The sequence below is a fragment of the Streptomyces akebiae genome (genome assembly GCF_019599145.1).
Taxonomy (GTDB): Bacteria; Actinomycetota; Actinomycetes; order Streptomycetales; family Streptomycetaceae; genus Streptomyces; species Streptomyces akebiae.
The window spans coordinates 1,872,711-1,887,842 of record NZ_CP080647.1 but is presented as its reverse complement, the minus strand read 5'-3'; the positions used below and the strand labels follow the sequence as shown (position 1 = coordinate 1,887,842).

General features: G+C 70.0%; 14 protein-coding genes and 1 pseudogene. 8 read left to right on the top strand and 7 right to left on the bottom strand.

Features of this window, described 5'->3' with window-relative positions; translation table 11 throughout:
* Window positions 1–43 precede the first annotated feature (43 nt).
* The gene (locus K1J60_RS08300; RefSeq protein WP_398683152.1) at window positions 44–373 is read left to right on the top strand and encodes a hypothetical protein; all 330 of its coding nucleotides are present in this window, start codon (window positions 44–46) and stop codon (window positions 371–373) included.
* Between the two features lie 192 nt (window positions 374–565).
* Here K1J60_RS08300 and K1J60_RS08295 read toward each other — a convergent pair whose 3' ends face one another.
* From K1J60_RS08295 to K1J60_RS08270, 6 genes are all read right to left on the bottom strand, one after another.
* Entirely contained in the window at window positions 566–1,228 is a 663-nt protein-coding gene (locus K1J60_RS08295; RefSeq protein WP_220645617.1) for a class I SAM-dependent methyltransferase, read from the bottom strand.
* Window positions 1,229–1,303: 75 nt separating this feature from the next.
* Entirely contained in the window at window positions 1,304–2,008 is a 705-nt protein-coding gene (locus K1J60_RS08290) for a cation transporter (RefSeq protein WP_220645616.1), read from the bottom strand.
* Entirely contained in the window at window positions 2,009–2,344 is a 336-nt protein-coding gene (locus K1J60_RS08285) for an ArsR/SmtB family transcription factor (RefSeq protein ID WP_220645615.1), read from the bottom strand.
* Between the two features lie 42 nt (window positions 2,345–2,386).
* Window positions 2,387–4,906 carry a hypothetical protein gene (locus K1J60_RS08280; RefSeq protein WP_259407621.1) on the bottom strand — a complete coding sequence of 840 codons (2,520 nt, stop codon included), beginning with the start codon at window positions 4,904–4,906 and terminating at the stop codon, window positions 2,387–2,389.
* Entirely contained in the window at window positions 4,907–5,221 is a 315-nt protein-coding gene (locus K1J60_RS08275) for a helix-turn-helix domain-containing protein (protein WP_220651351.1), read from the bottom strand. It abuts the gene before it with no gap.
* Between the two features lie 48 nt (window positions 5,222–5,269).
* On the bottom strand, window positions 5,270–6,376 hold the full coding sequence (locus K1J60_RS08270; protein WP_220645614.1) for a tyrosine-type recombinase/integrase: 1,107 nt from the start codon (window positions 6,374–6,376) through the stop codon (window positions 5,270–5,272).
* Window positions 6,377–6,572: 196 nt separating this feature from the next.
* On the opposite strand from K1J60_RS08270, the gene K1J60_RS08265 reads away from it, so the two are divergent.
* From K1J60_RS08265 to K1J60_RS08250, 4 genes are all read left to right on the top strand, one after another.
* Window positions 6,573–7,796, top strand: a complete 1,224-nt coding sequence (locus K1J60_RS08265) for an ATP-grasp domain-containing protein (protein WP_220645613.1) — start codon at window positions 6,573–6,575, stop codon at window positions 7,794–7,796.
* 74 nt (window positions 7,797–7,870) lie between these two features.
* A complete protein-coding gene (locus tag K1J60_RS08260; RefSeq protein ID WP_259408240.1) occupies window positions 7,871–8,977 on the top strand; it encodes an MFS transporter in 1,107 nt (368 codons plus the stop codon).
* Window positions 8,974–9,657: an HAD family hydrolase gene (locus K1J60_RS08255; protein WP_220645612.1), complete on the top strand. Its 684-nt coding sequence runs from the start codon at window positions 8,974–8,976 to the stop codon at window positions 9,655–9,657. The genes K1J60_RS08260 and K1J60_RS08255 overlap by 4 nt, the downstream gene beginning before the upstream one ends.
* 47 nt (window positions 9,658–9,704) lie before the next feature.
* Entirely contained in the window at window positions 9,705–10,568 is an 864-nt protein-coding gene (locus tag K1J60_RS08250) for a DUF317 domain-containing protein (RefSeq protein WP_220645611.1), read from the top strand.
* A gap of 68 nt (window positions 10,569–10,636) precedes the next feature.
* Here the strand turns inward: K1J60_RS08250 and K1J60_RS08245 are convergent.
* Window positions 10,637–11,832, bottom strand: a pseudogene (locus K1J60_RS08245) (IS110 family transposase).
* 460 nt (window positions 11,833–12,292) lie between these two features.
* Between K1J60_RS08245 and K1J60_RS46855 the strand changes: the two are divergent.
* The 3 genes from K1J60_RS46855 to K1J60_RS08230 all read left to right on the top strand — a co-directional run bounded on the left by K1J60_RS46855 (window position 12,293) and on the right by K1J60_RS08230 (window position 15,102).
* Entirely contained in the window at window positions 12,293–13,042 is a 750-nt protein-coding gene (locus K1J60_RS46855) for a DUF317 domain-containing protein (protein ID WP_220645610.1), read from the top strand.
* Window positions 12,976–13,863, top strand: a complete 888-nt coding sequence (locus K1J60_RS08235) for a hypothetical protein (RefSeq protein ID WP_220645609.1) — start codon at window positions 12,976–12,978, stop codon at window positions 13,861–13,863. The genes K1J60_RS46855 and K1J60_RS08235 overlap by 67 nt, the downstream gene beginning before the upstream one ends.
* A gap of 300 nt (window positions 13,864–14,163) precedes the next feature.
* Window positions 14,164–15,102 carry a SpaA isopeptide-forming pilin-related protein gene (locus K1J60_RS08230; protein ID WP_259408239.1) on the top strand — a complete coding sequence of 313 codons (939 nt, stop codon included), beginning with the start codon at window positions 14,164–14,166 and terminating at the stop codon, window positions 15,100–15,102.
* Window positions 15,103–15,132 lie beyond the last annotated feature (30 nt).

Genomic DNA, 15,132 nt, shown 5'->3' with positions numbered 1-15,132 from the left:
CCTCGCCCACCCGTCCGCCTTCCTGGAGGGCTGCCCGATTCCCATGCCCTACGCCGTCAAGCAGGACGTCCTGCCGCTTCCCGAACCTGTTGGCCTTCGTATCGACAGGCGAACGATCACGGAGCAGTTCCACGACTTCGACACTGAACACCCATACGTCTACCGCGCGTTGGAGCGGCTCACCGCAGACCGGATAACGGCGGGAGCTACCCGCATCGGACTGAAGGCCCTCTTCGAAGCGCTGCGTTGGCGACTCCCGCAGGGCTTGCGAGGGCTGAACAACAACTGCACGGCCTTGTACGCCCGCAAGCTGATCGCCGATCACCCCGACTGGGCTGGCGCGTTCGAACTGCGCCGCCGACGTACCCCCTGACTCGACGGCGAACCAGACCAGACCAACTCCCCTCACCGCAACGCCAATTTGGAGCACTCTGTTGCCGTTTCGTATTGGTAATCACCGCGATCAGAACTTGCTGAATCCGTCGCTGCAGTACGAGGCGTACGGCTGTGGGTACGGCGGATTCGGTGAGGGCTCCGTGCTCGTCCGCGCTCGGCGCGGTGGTCTTCAGGGGCGAGTCTGGGTGACGCGCCACAGGCGGCGAGGCAGCTCGCCTTCCTCGAAGGCGTGGACTTCGTTGAGGGTCCAGCCGTCGGCGAGGGAGTCGACGAGGTGACGGGGGAAGAAGTGCACGGCGAAGCCGCCGTGCTCGTAGATGTCGTCGCCGTGCGGGGTTCCGGTGCCGTAGTGGGCGTCGCCGGTGTGGCGGACGGTGTAGATGAACACGCCGCCCGGACGCAGGACGCGCCGGATGTCGCGGACCAGGGCGTGGATCTCCTGGGTGGACAGGGCCATGCACAGCAGCATGTGGGCGAAGACGGCGTCCACGGAGGCGTCGGGCAGTGGCAGGGGCTCGCGCACGTCGTGAACAGCGGTGGTCATGCGCTCGGCCAGGCCCTGGCTCCGAGCGGTGTCTTTCAGTTGTTCGAGGCCGGTGGCGCTGAAGTCGGTCGCCTGGACGGTGAAGCCCTCATGTGCGAAGTACAGGGCGTCGCGACCGTGTCCCGCGCCGAGTTCCAGCACATCCTTGGCACCGTTGGCGCGGAAGACCTCGGCGGCGTGGACGGCGGGCGCGGAGGGCTCCTGGCCGTACATGCCGGGGTGGACGGCGTAGGTGCGCTGCCAGTGTTCCTGCTGGGTGTCGGCGAGGTCGCCGTCGTGGTGCTGCATGGCGTCTCCCGCAAGGGTTGCTGGTCGCTGTTCGTAGGGTGCTACGGCCGATCTTTCCACGGGGGGTGGGGCAGTTCAGCAGCAGGAGCAGCCGGGCTGGCATCCGCACGTGTCGGCCTGTGTGCCAGCGGGGGTGAGCTGGGCGGAGGGGGCGCAGCAGCCTTCGCCTCGCCAGGCGTCGCGTCCTTCCTTGGCCGCGATGGCGGCGATCACGAGGGCGGCGATGGGGTCGGCCCAGGACCAGCCGAGCAGCAGGTTCGCCAGCAGGCCGACGAGAAGGACGGCGGAGAGGTACGTACACAGGAGGGTCTGTTTGGAGTCGGCGACGGCGCTGGCGGAGCCGAGTTCCCGGCCTGCCTTGCGCTGGGCGGCGGACAGGAACGGCATGACGGCCAGGGAGAGGGCGGCGAGGACGATGCCGGGGAGGGAGTGGCCGGCTTCGCCGGTGCTGGTGAGTGCGCGGGTGGACTCGATGGTGACGTAGAGCGCGAGCGTGAAGAAGGAGACGGCGATGATCCGCAGGGTCGTCTTCTCCCGGGCCTCGCGGGCGGCGTGGTCGCGGGCGGAGAACTGCCAGGCGACAGCGGCGGCGGAGGAGACCTCGATGACGGAGTCGAGGCCGAATCCGATCAGAGCGGTGGAGGAGGCGAGGGTGCCCGCGGTGACCGCGACGATCGCCTCGACGACGTTGTAGGTGATGGTCGCGGCGACCAGAAGGCGTATGCGACGGGTCAGTGCGTCGCGGCGGGCGGAGCTGAGGCCGAGGGATATCGCGGTCATTCAGCAGCAGCCCTTCTCGTCGGCGTCCGTGCAGGTGCGGTCGGCCTCGACGGCGACGACCGCGTTGCGCAGGTCGTCCAGGGCGTGGCCGAGGCGCTCGTCGGCGAGTTCGTAGCGGGTGCGGCGGCCGTCCGGGACGGTGACGACGAGGCCGCAGTCGCGCAGGCATGCCAGGTGGTTGGAGAGCCGGGTGCGGGAGATCTCCAGTGCGTCGGCGAGGTCGGCGGGGTAGGCCGGGGCGTCGCGCAGGGCGAGCAGGATACGGCAGCGGATCGGGTCGGCCAGGGCCCGTCCGAACCGGGCGAGCACTTCGATGTCGGCAGCGAGAGTCAGCACTCCACGACAGTACAGCCAATCCTGAATTCACGAAACCGTGGACTAATCGGGGGTGGTTCGGCGTCGGGAGACTTCGGCGGCGTATTCGGGACCGAAGCCTGGGCGTTCGCGTTGCCAGGTGTCGGCGGTGTTCTGGTGGAAGCCGAGCAGGCGGCTGACGACGACGGACGGCACCTCGGAGACGATGTCCATCAGGGCCGTGTTGCGGCCGAGCCGTGGGCGGATGCCGATGACTTTGAGCCGGTGGTTGAGGTGGGAGGCAGCGAGCGGACGTCCGGCCTGCCCGCCGGGGAACAGCCACTTCCCCTCGCCTGCCGGGCTGGCATGACCCTTGCGGCGTCGTACGAGCTGGCGGACGAGATCGCCCAGAGGGGCGGGCAGCTCCACCGGGACGCGCCCGAGCTGCAGGGTGACCTTGTCGCCATGGTCGGCGACCTGGTCCGTGGTGAGCAGGGTGATGCGGCTGGTCGGCTGGGCGAACAGCAGGAGCAGCAGTCCGGCGGCGCGGTCGACGGCCTGCAGGTCCTCGTCGCCGACGAGGCGGCGAACCATGGCCCAGCGCTGATCCGGGACGAGGAGGTTCACGCTGAAGTCGGTGGACGGCAGGGGAGTTTGGAGCCGTCGGGTGTAGCCGCGGCGGCTGGTCCAGTTGAGGAACACGCGCACCAGGCACCGGGCGGCGGGTCCGTCGGCGAGCCAGGCGTCGAGGTGGTCCTGGGTGCATTCGGCAAGGCGGACGCCCTGCTGGTGCAGCCATTCCAGCAGCCGCACGATGTTCCTGACCTCATGCCGGACGGCGATGATCTGGCCGTAGGTGGTCGGTCTGCGCTCGGACAGGCGGCGCAGCCGTCGCAGTTGTGTCCAGGTGATGAAGCTGCGCAGCAGGCGACGGTCGTCGGCGTGCGGGACGCGTGCGTACGTCCTGCTCAGCCATTGCTCCAGGGTGGCGAGGTGTTCGTCGCGCTCGGACAGGGCGCCTCCGGCGACGAGCGTGGCGCGCAGGGCCTGGACGGCTTTGACCGGCGTCATCCGGTCCAGTGTGGCGTGGGTGACCGGTCCGTGGCCGGCCGCCAGGGCCGTGAGCAGCCTGTGGGTGGGCCGGTCCGCCAGCAGCGATCGCAACAGCGTGGTCGGCGACGTTTGCAGCAGAGCGTGGAAGACCGGCTCCAACTCCGGGCGCATCGCCACGCGGGTGCCGGACAGCACGGCGGCCAGGCGACGGCGGGCGGCGCACGGCGGGCACAGCCCGAAGTGGAAGAGCCTCACGACCGATTCACAGTCGGTGCAGGCACGTTGCGAGACGGGATGGGCCCGCCAGCAGCTCTTGCACAGCCTCTCGCCCTCCAGGGTCCGGCCGTGACAGCGGCGGGCTTGACCGCACTGGGAGCAGGTCGGTTTGGGCGCCCCGCACGGCTTGCACAGCGGCTCGCCCTCGGGGCTGCGGTACATCATGCGCCGCACGGTGTTGCAGCGGCTGCACGGCCGGTGTTCGCGGGCGTTCGAGGCGCAGGTGCTGCAGGTGGGGTGATCGGTGTCGGCGTAAAGACACGGGAGGGTGCGGGCGCAGGTGACGCACGTGGCCGTGGGCAGCTGGTAGCAGCGCCTGCAGACCGCTCCGGCCTCGGTCCGGGTGATGACTTCACCGGGCGTGCCGCACTGGCTGCACAGGTCGAGGTTGAGCGGGTCGGCCCGGTTGCAGTTCTGGCACAGCGGCCTGCCGTCGAGGGTGCGTCCGGCGACGTACCGGGACTTCCCGCACTGTGCGCACGACTGAGGCCGGGCATCGCGCCAGCAGATCCGGCAGCAGCGGAGGCTGTCGAGAACCATGTCCAGCTCGGCGGCGCGGCGGCAGAAGGGGCAGGGCGGGACGATCAGGCCGGTGGCACCGTGGTCGAGCAGAGCCCGGATGAGCGGGACGGTCTTGGGCGGTCCGGCGGCTCCGCCGCCGGTGAGCAGGTCGGGGTGGTCCTCCCACGCCCACAGCAGCCTCAACTGCCCTTGGCGGCTGCGTTCCACGGACCGGATCGCCGCGGCAGCGGCCGAGTGCGACAGCCCGATGGAGAGGGCGGCGATGTTGCGGGACAGTTCGTCCAGGGGATCACGTCCTTCGTCCGGAGGGTGGCGCCGGCAGCGAGGCCGCCCGTCGCGGTCGCGGCCCTGGTAGTTCCGGCTCCCGCAGATCACGCAGGGGTTGGCCCGCTGGATCTGCCGGCCCTTGCAGTACGAGCAGATCCTCAGCCCGTTCATCAACGCCCTCAGTGGCTTCTGCGCTCCGCACCGCGCGCACTCCGGCGGCCTCAGGCGCAGCGCGCCGTGCTGGAGCAGCGCGGTGATCAGACGCTCGATCGACCGTGGACCTTCGGGGCGGCCGGAGGTGAGCAAGTCCGGTGCGGCATCGAGGACTTCGGCGAGCCGTCGCCGTTCCGGGCGGCGCTTGACGGTGGCCACCAGGACGGCCTCGATCACCTCGGCCGTCAGCTGGGGTTCGACCATGCGCACCGTCTCGGCGATGAGCTGCTCGGGCTCGGCGGCGAACCGCGGCAGCACCGCGTCGGCAGCCACTCACCGGTCCTTGTCGGTCACGATCCGGGCCCGGCGGGGCCTAAAGTCCCCCACGCCCGCCGAACCGGGCTCGGCCGGGTCAGCCTCTGCCGCGGTGGCGCTCTTGCGGCGCCGGGCGCCTGCGGCCGGGACCGGCTCGATCAGGTCTTCCATCGAGCAGCCGAGGATGTCCAGCAGGGCCATCAGGGTCTTCAGGCTCAGGCGTTCGGGACGCTCGACCACCAGCCGATAGGTCTGGCTGGGGGAGAGATCGATCCCGCGCTCGGCCAGTTTGGGCCGCAGATCCGTGGTCGAGAACATGCCGCGGGTGGCCATCACCTCCCGCAGATGCCAGCGATAGTCCAGCTTCGCCACGTCCACTCCCTACTGTCCGCTGTGCAGTGCCCGGTCCAGGACCCTACGCATCATGCTGTTCATGAAGTCGCCGCTCACCCCGGTGTACAGGGCGGTGGTCGAGGCGAAGCGATGCCCGACCTGGTTCTGCACGAACACCGGGTCGGCGCCGTCCTCGATCTGGTGGGTGACGTGGCTGTGCCGCAGGCAGTGCGGCACCAGTTCCTTGCCCAGACCCAGCGCGTCCCGGTAAGCGGCGAACCGGTCCTCGATGTCCCTCGGCTGCAGCCGGCCGCCCCGCTCCGTCAGCCACAACGCCTGCTTCTTCGCCGAACCGGCATAGCGGGAGCGGACGTTGACCACATAGTCCTCGACCGCTTCCACCGCCCAGGGCATCACACTCAGCACCATCCGGCGACGCGGAGGCGAACCTTTCGACCGCTTGCCGTAGCGCACGTGCAGGGAGCCGAACCGGCCCAACTCCGGTGCCTTCGGGTTGCGGTAGAAGTCGGTGACGTCCAGCTTCGAGGTCTCCGTGCACCGCAGCCCCCAGCCGTAGATCGCCTTGAACACGGTGGCGTCCCGGTAGGCGGCCAACGCCCCCTTGCGGCCCAGCCGGACCGCCCGCTCGACCTGGTCGTCCGCGTAGTCGAGGAAGAGCTGGATCTCCTCGCGCGTCATCGGCCGGCGCTCCGGATCGCCCTCGTAGTCGACCAAGTGCGCGACGGTGTTCCACTCGTGGCAGATCTGGATGGGATGCGTACCGAACCGGGTCTCGCACTCGCCGGGCCACTGGTAGTGCGGCGAGGTGACGTAGTCGCAGAACAGCCGCATCGTGGTCTGGTAGCTGCGGATCGTCGACTCTTTGCGCCTCAACTCGGCGATCAGGTAGGTCATCCACTCGTCGAGGTCCGCCGCGGACCACTGCCACGGATAGCCGTTGGTGAACGCGCCGAAGCGACGCACCAGGTTCTGCCTGCGCATGACGGTCTTCGGCTGAAGGCGGCGGCCTCCGCGCTGCTGGCGGCCCCAGCCCTCCAACATCGCCTCAAACACGGCGTCTTCGGGATGCAGCAGCGAGACGCCGTCCAGCAGCACCAGTCGCGCCGAGCCCTCGCTCAAGCCTGACTTCGACACACGCCCTCCCGGCCGTCAGGTGCGCGAATCATGCATCAGATGCATGCCTGCTCGCAAAGGTGCAGGTCATGGCTCCCCATTCAAGAGAAAGGAAGGTGGCACAATGTCGCAGGTCACCAGCTCAGACGACTCGCAATCGTGCATCAAACGCAATTCCCCGGGGTCCCCCGTCGTCCTGATCGTCGCCGCCGCTGACATGGAGTCCGAGGCATACCGCGCGTACTGCCTTGAGAACGTCGCCGCCCACTACGACGTCGTCCTGATCACCGATGCCGAACCGACGTGGGAACGCCCCTACCTTCTGGACTGGGAGGTCGCCGACCCGACGGACCAGGCGGCCCTGAGCGCCGCCGCCCTGGCCCTGGCCGAGCGGCACCCGGTGGCTGGGGTGATGACGTGGACCGAGTGGTACCTCGTGCCCGTGGCCCGCCTCGCCCGCCGCCTCGGCCTGCCCACCCCCGGCCCGGAGGTGATGCAGGGCTGCCGCAACAAGGCCACCTCCCGTGCCCTGTTCGCCCGGCACGCGGTGCCCTCGGCAACCTCGAACGGCGTCCGCACCGTTGCGGAGGCGGCCCGCGCCGCACAGCACATCGGCTACCCAATCGTCCTCAAGCCCGCTGCGCGTGCCGCGAGCGCCGGAGTGATCCGCGTCGACACCCCCGAAGAACTGCCGGACGCCTACGCCTTCGCCGCCCAGGCCGCCCGCCTCGGGGCCGAGGGCACCGAGGTGCTGGTCGAGGAATACCTCGACGGTCCGGAGGTGAGCGTCGAATGCGTCACCTACCACGGCACCACCACCGTGGTCGCCGTCACCCGCAAGACGGTAGGACTCCCGCCGTACTTCGAGGAGATCGCGCACGCCGTCGACGCCGCCGACCCGCTGCTGGCCACTGTTGCCCCAACTGCCCAGGCCGCCGTGCAGGCCCTCGGCGTCACCGACGGCGTCAGCCACGTCGAACTCCGCCTCGTCGACGGCCGCCCCCGGTTGATCGAGGTCAACGCCCGCCTCGGCGGGGACATGATCGGTCACCTCGTGCACCTCGCCACCGGCGTCGACCTTGCCCGGGTGGCGGCGGACATCGCCTGCGGACGTGCCCCGGACCTCACCCGGACGCACAGCCGGGCAGCGGCGATCCGCATGATCTACCCCGCCCACCCGGGCACCCTCACCGCACGCCACCTCACCGACGGCTTCGGCGAGCAGGCGCCGTGGCTGGAGCGGGCCCACTTCCACCGCGATGTCGGCGACCAGTTGATGCTGCCGCCGGACGGCGACCTGTTCACCGCCCGCATCGGGTTCCTGATCACCACCGGCCCGACCGCCGACGTGGCCCAGGACCGTTCCCAGGAGGCATACCGCCACCTCACTGTCCAGGTCGCCCCGCATCCGACCGCCGTCCCCGCGGACTCGGCCACGTGAGCACGACGACTGCTCACGCCCCGGTCCACGGCCGCCGTCTGCTGACGGGGTACTTCGCCGCGCTCGGGGTCGTGATGGCTGTCTGGGGCGCGCGGATGCCGGCCGTCCAGCAGGCGGCCGACCTGAGCACCGCGGGTCTCGCCCTGGTCCTGCTCGCCGCCGCCGTCGGCATGGTCATCGGCCTTCACGTCGGCGGGCGTCTTGCCGCTCCTGCCCGGGAGCCGCTGCTGCTGACCAGCGGCGCTGTCGGCCTCGCCGCCGCCCTGGCGGTGATCGGCGTCTGTCGCACGCCGATCACCCTCGCTCTGGGGGCGTTCGTGTTCGGTATCGCGCACGGTGTGCTGGACGTGGCTCTGAACGCCGCGGCGGTCCGCTGCCAGGACCGTCTCGGACGTTTCATCATGTCGTCCTTGCATGCCGCCTACAGCCTGGGCGCGCTCGGTGGGGCCGGACTCGCCGCTCTCAGCGCCCACACCTCCCACACCTGGCTGTTCGCCGTCACCGGCCTCGCCGTCGCCTCGGCTGCTGTGGCCATGGCTCCAGTGGCCCGCACCCTCGGCATGTTCGAGCCCACTACCCCCGCCATATCCCGGCGTTCGCCGGACCCGAAGGACTCGAAGGACTCGAAGGACTCGCCGGGCTTGCCCCGGGCGCGCTTGTGGCTGCTGGGGGCGCTGGCCGCAGCGTGTCTGCTGGGGGAGGGGGCCGCAGCCGACTGGGCGGCCGTGCACCTGCACAGCCTGGATGCCTCGACGGCGGTCAGCGCCTCCGCGTTCGCCCTCTACAGCGCGTCTATGGCCGCCGGAAGGATCGCCGGGGACCTCCTCATCGCCCACTTCGGCGCCCCGATGGTCGTACGCATCGGGGCCGTCTTTGCCGCGGCCGGGCTCACAGCCGGCCTGGCCCTGGCCACCGTCCCGGCGGCCCTGGCCGGCTGGGCGGCACTGGGCCTGGGCCTGTCCGTCACCATCCCCAGCCTGATCACCGCCGCCGGACGCGGCGGCCCCGGCGCCGTCGCCACCGTCTCGGTCACCGGCTACGCCGGACTACTCGCCGGCCCCGCTCTCATCGGCGCCCTCGCCACCCTCACCGCCCTGCCCCACGCGCTGCTGCTGCCCGCCCTCCTCGCAGCCGCCGTCGCCGCCCTGTCCCGCAAAGCCCTGGAGAACCCCACCCCTTGACCAGCACTTCCCTCACTCTGACAGGCGTGGACGCCGTGATCGCCGACTACAACGGTGTCGTCGGTCTGCAGCCCACCAACGCCATGTGGACCCGCCTCGCCGACATCGCCGAGTGGCCCAGCGGGCAACTCGACTCCTTCCAGGACGCCTTCTGGGCTCCCCGGAATGAGTACGACGCCGGAGAACTGAGCGATCTCGCCTACTGGGCCAAGGTCCTCGGCCACCACCCCAGCCCGCGGTGGCTGCGCACCCTACGCGCCGCAGACACCGCCATGTGGATCCGTACCGACAACCGCGTCCTCGACATCCTGCACCGCGCCCGCCAGCCGGGACTGCCCATGGTGCTCCTCTCCAATGCCCCGCACTTCCTGAGTGACGTCCTTGACGCCACCGACTGGCGGCGCGAACTGATGACCGACGCCCTGTACTCGGCCCGCCTGGGCCTGTGCAAGCCCGACCCGGCCGCCTACAAACACGCCCTGGCCGCCACCGGCATCGACGACCCCGAACGCGTCCTGTTCATCGACGACCGTGAGGACAACTGCCAGGCCGCCGCCGAGCTGGGCCTGCGCACCCTGCACTACACCGGCCAACCCGCCCAGCTGGAGGCACAGTTGCTCCGCCCCCGCCCAGCTGTGGCCTTCCGCGCACCCGCGTACCCGCGCGGCACCAGCCGCTGACTGCCTCCCCTCCGCTCGACACCCCCACCCCGACCCTCAGGACCTTCGTGCCCGACACCGAAGAGATCGACGGCGACGTCTACGTGACCCCCCGCTACCTCGCCGGAACCACCTGGACCGGTGACCCCGCCCTGGCCCCGCTGCTCGCCCTGGGCTGGGGCCTGCAGCATGACGAGAACGGCAACGTCTACGTCACGGCCCCCGACCGCAAGGTCCGCCTCGGCTATCTGCCCGAAGGCCCCGACGACGGCCTGTGGCGGATCACCGCGTACGAGGACCCCTTCGCCCAGCCGAAGTGGGGTGCGTCCTTCAACAACATGTGCCCCACGGAATTCGTCACGGCCTTCACCGCCGCCCTCGCCGATGCTTACACGACCGGCCCGGCCGCCTACCTCCCCGAACCCGCCGACGACCCGGAACTGGACGCCTTCCGGGCCGTCGCCCCTCTCATCCAGCGTGGCTGGGCGATCCAGCACCCGAGGTGGGGCGTGCTGGAGGTGCGCACGCCCGACGGCCTGGCGAGCCTGGAGTACACCACTGGCCGCCTCGACGCCGGCCAGGAACTGACCACCCTTCAGGCCCGCTGGTATCTGCAGGGCGGACCTGCCGCCGCCGGCTGGTACGCAACCGCCTCCACCCACACCCCTGTCCACCTCGTCACGGCCCTCACCACCTGCGTCTCCGACCCCGAGCCCCTGCCCCGCTGGAAGGACTCGATGCTCCACTACCTCACCGACCGCGCCCAGCTCACGCCCGTGACCCCTCCCGGGCCCCCGATGCCGACCCCGCTCGACGTGCACCGCGCCGCCATCCGCCGCAGACCGGCCCTCACCGCCCGCAGTGTGCCGCGCTGGAGCACCAGCAGCCCGCCCGCCGCAGCCATCGCCCCGCGTGCACCCGTGCGCCGCTGACCCATCGGGCGCACGGGTGCACGTGACCTTCAACCCCGGCTCACCGAAAGGACTTCCCAATCGTGATGTCAAGCCGCTGCCGTGACGGGAGGTGAACCTTGGTAGCACTGTCCGTCACGCATCATCGCCCACAGCACATTGAGCCTGCGACGGGCGAGAGCGAGGAGAGCCTGCTTGTGCCCCTTCCCCTCGCTTCGTTTGCGCTGGTAGTACGCCTTGGAGGCGGGGCAGGCCGTGATACTGACCATCGCCGAGAGGTACATGCTCCGCAGCAGGCCGCGGTGGTATCGCCTGGGCCTGCGCAGGTTGCCGCTGACGCGGCCGGAGTCGCGTGGTCTGGGGGCCAGGCCGGCGAAGCCGGCCAGGCGGTCGGCACTGCCGAAGGCCTCCATGTCGCCGCCGGTCGCGGCAATGAACTCGGCGCCGAGTTTGGGGCCCATGCCGGGCAGGCTGCGGATCACCTCGCCGTGCGGATGCTCGCGAAACTTGGCCTCGATCAGGGCGTCGAGCTCGGCGATCTCCTCATCGAGGGCCATCACCCCTTGGCGAGGCGGGCCACCATGGCAGCGGCCAGCTTCTCGCCAGGCAGCGCGGTGTGCTGGGCCTGGGCGGCCTCCGTGGCCGTCTTCGCCAGGGCTGCGGCGCCGCGGACCTTGCGGTTCTTCAGCCAGGTCTCGATCCGCTTGGTGCCGGCACGGCGGATCGCAGTCGGGGTCTGGTAGCCGGTCAGCAGCATCACCGGCCCTTTGTTGACCAGCTCCAGCGACCGCTCCAACGCGGGGAAGATCTCCAGCAGTTGGGCGCGGAGCCGGTTGATCTGCCGGGTGCGGTCGAAGACCACATCCAGGCGCCGGGTGGTCAGGGTGCGCAGGTCGACGGCGATCTCGTCGCCAGGCCGCAGCAGGCCGAGGTCCCGGCGGACACGGGCCTGGTCGGCGATGACGAATGCATCCTTCGCATCGGTCTTGCCTTCGCCCTTGTAAGTGGCCGAGGCCCGGTGGACCGCCAGGCCGGTGAGGTAGGCCATCGGCTGGCCGTGGCCGAGGAGCAGGCCGATCAGCAGTGCGGCACCGCCGTGGTTGAGGTCGACAGCCCACAGCACGTCGGTGGATATCTCCAGGACATCACCGATGAGCTGAAGCAGCTCGGTCTCGTCGTTCAGGACCCGGCGGGACAGCAGCCGTTCACCGTCCCCGTTGATCACCACGCAGTGGTGATGTTCCTTGCCGATGTCCACTCCGGCCCAGATCTCGGGCACGGCCACCTCCGCCAGCTCGCCGTCTCACATGTCACCCGCAGACGACCTCGCCGACGTTGTCCTACAGCAGCGATCGGAGTCGCGTCTCCCAATTGGCGGTCGAGTCGTCGCGGGGCTCCGGGCGGCCAAGTCCTTTGAGCCATCCAACGGCTTCCCTGTGACAGCCATACCCAGAATCCCTGGGCCCTCCGATCTTACGAATGACCGGAGCAACCACCCTTGAAAGGTAGGACCTTGTGTCGCTCGGCCCTCTGGACGATCTCGACGACCATGGCGTGGTCGAGGTCCTCCCGCGCCACCTCGCCGGCCCCGGCATCCACGAGCTCGTCGACGTATGGCCCCCCTTCCCCTTCGACCAGGACTGGACCCTCAACCGCTCCGAGGACGGACCTGCCATCGCTATCAGTTTTGGCATGCGGCTGCTCGCCGGACACATCCCGTCTGAGACCCATCCACGCGGCGGCGAGTGGCTGGTCGCCGCGCACAAGGATCCCTTCCGACCCGCGACCTGGACGGCCACGCTCGATGCCAGCACCCGGTCGAACTCGTCCGCGACTTCTACGCCGAAGTCCTCGCCCTATGCGAGGCCGATGCCCGGGGCGAACGCGACCTGCTGCGCCCAGACGACGTTCGCCCCCAAGACGTATATCTGCCACTGCTCGCCGCAGGGTGGAGACACACGGTCAAGACGGACGGCACCCAGTGCTTCCGCAGTTCGGACGGATACGGTGTGCTCGAACACGCCTACGTTCGCAAGAACCCGGCCGCGCCTGTCTGGTCCGCCTGGGGTGGACCACCGGGTAGCACTCTGTGGAAAGCCACGTTCTCCTCCGCCGTCCCCGCCTCCCTGGTCGCGGCGTTCGCCTCGTCCCTGGCCTCCACCGTGCCGCTCGCGCGCGCCGTGTGGAGCGTTCCGGCCGAGGCCCGCCTGCACCTCACCCTTCCGAAGCCCGGACCGACTCAGTCGGACACAAGCCCGGACTGCCGCTCAGCGGGGCACCTTCGCCGGCGGCCACCGCGTCGCGCACGAACGCCAGGGCCTCGGCACCGAGCACCGGCCCAATGCGCCTGTCCGGTTCCGGACTTCCTGCCGGCCGCCGCAGGTGACCGCCCCTGCGCCCCTTCTGCTGTTGAGGAGCACCACCGCATTTGTCCCTGCACGTCCAGCACTTCTTCACCGAACTCCTCGACCTGCCAGTCCACGAACGACGGGTGATCGGCGACGCCTGTTACGCGGTGATCTCGCCCGATTCCCCGCTGCGCCTGCGCATCGAATTCGCCCAGACCATCCGACACCGCGAGTACGGCGGACTGCGCCTGAGCATCCTCCACCCGGATCAAGGCGTCCTCGACAACGCGTACCTGTCCTTCGCCGACCACAGCACCTTCACCGTGCGGGACTCCCGCATCGGCAGACAGCCCGGACACGACGGGTACGGCGTCATACGGGACTGGCACCACGACGACATCTCACCCTGGATCGGCGCGGCCCTCACGCCCCTGAGCCATGCCATCCAGGACTACCTAAACGTATGGGTTCCCGGACTCGCCCCGACCACTACGGCCGTCGCCGAACGGGATCGGTCGGTGCAGCACGACACCGATCCTGCGCCGGCGCGAGGATGCTGGCTCACCGACGCCGACTTCCTCACCCGCCTCCACCGCGCCACGCCGCTCTGGCTGGACATCGTTGACAGCGTCCTCGACGACGACTTTCCCCTCACTGAGGCCCTGACCGGAACCCGCGATCACGCCGCCCAACTGCTCGGCATCCCACCGGCATTCGGCCTCCTGATCGAAGCCGAGGCCGCCGCCCAGATCGTCCAGGCCGCCGGCCTGCCCGTCGGCTCACCTTTCGGCCCGGCCCTCGCCGCAGGCATCGACCACATCGCCGGCCTGCCCGCCGAACAGCAACAGCAACTCGTCAAGGCCGCTGCCCGCCGCTGCGCCCTCACCACTCCGGTCCCCGCGAGCCTCCGGCCAGCCATCGCCCCACCACGGTCCTCCAATCCGGCGCGGCCGAGCCGGGGACGGTGAGCTGCTCACCGTCCCCGGCACACGGCAAGAGGCGGCGCCGTCCTCGGCGCCGTCCTCTGGACCACACCCGGCAGGCGTCTGCCACGCCGACATCGGCACCGACGTCCGGATCCTGTTGCACGTCCTCGCGTCCACTCTGCGCCGGCACGCACCCACGTGCGACTTCGTATGCCACGCCGCCGACCAGTCGACCTGCTCAACATCGCTTCTCCCTGCACACTCCAGGAGCCATTGCTCTTGACCCGCATCGAATCCACTTGCCGTACGGCTTCGGCCGCTGTCGTCACGCTCGCCACCGCCATGGCCGGAACCCTGATGTGGGCGCCGGCCGCTGTGGCCCAGGACCCCACCCCGTCACCGCCTACCGCGCTCAGTGCCACCGAGACCGGCGGCTTCGCCATCCACAAGAAGGACTCCGCTGGCGCCGTCCTTGCCGGCGCCACGTTCACCCTCTTCGACTCTGCGGGCCAGCAAGTCGGCACCGGCATAACCGACGCCGACGGCCAGCTGGCCTTCAAGGACCTGGCCCCTGGCGTCTACCGGCTCAAGGAGGTCTCCAGCGGCAGTCCGCTGCACGACGTCGTGGACGACCAGGACGTCATCGTCACCCCGGGTACCGACGCGCCGCTGACGATCATTGACCCCTTCAAGCCCGCCACGGTCACGCTCAAGGCCAAGGCCAGCAAGAGCGGCAAGCCGCTGCCCGGATCCACCGTCAACATCGGCACCGGCGACGAGGTCGTTCTCACCCTCACCACCGGCTCCAACGGCACCGCGTCTGCCAAGCTGCCCGTGAACAGCCGTACCGGAACCGCCTTCTGGGTCAAACAGACAAAGGCACCCGAGGGATACGACCTCTACAAGCCCTCACGTGCCTACACTGCGAAGCCCGGCGCCCCGGTCACCGTGACCGTCACCAACGCCAAGACCGCCAGTACGACACCGACGCCCACAGCCACCCAGACGCCGTCCGGCAAGCCGACGCAGGACACCTCCGGCCAGGGCGACAGCACCGTCTCCTCGGCCCCCTCCACCGCCGACTCGACGTCCGACACCACGATCGCGGACAAGCCCGCCGCGAGCACCCTCGCCACTACAACCGAAGGCACTCTCGCCCACACAGGAGCCGACGCCACCCCCTGGCTGATCGGCGGAGCCGGACTGTTCCTCGCCTCCGGCGTGGGCGCGGTCGTCGCCACCCGCCGACGCCGTACTGAGGCCGGCGCACTCGAGAACTGACTCATCTGAGCCCGCCCGCTGTGAGCCCCA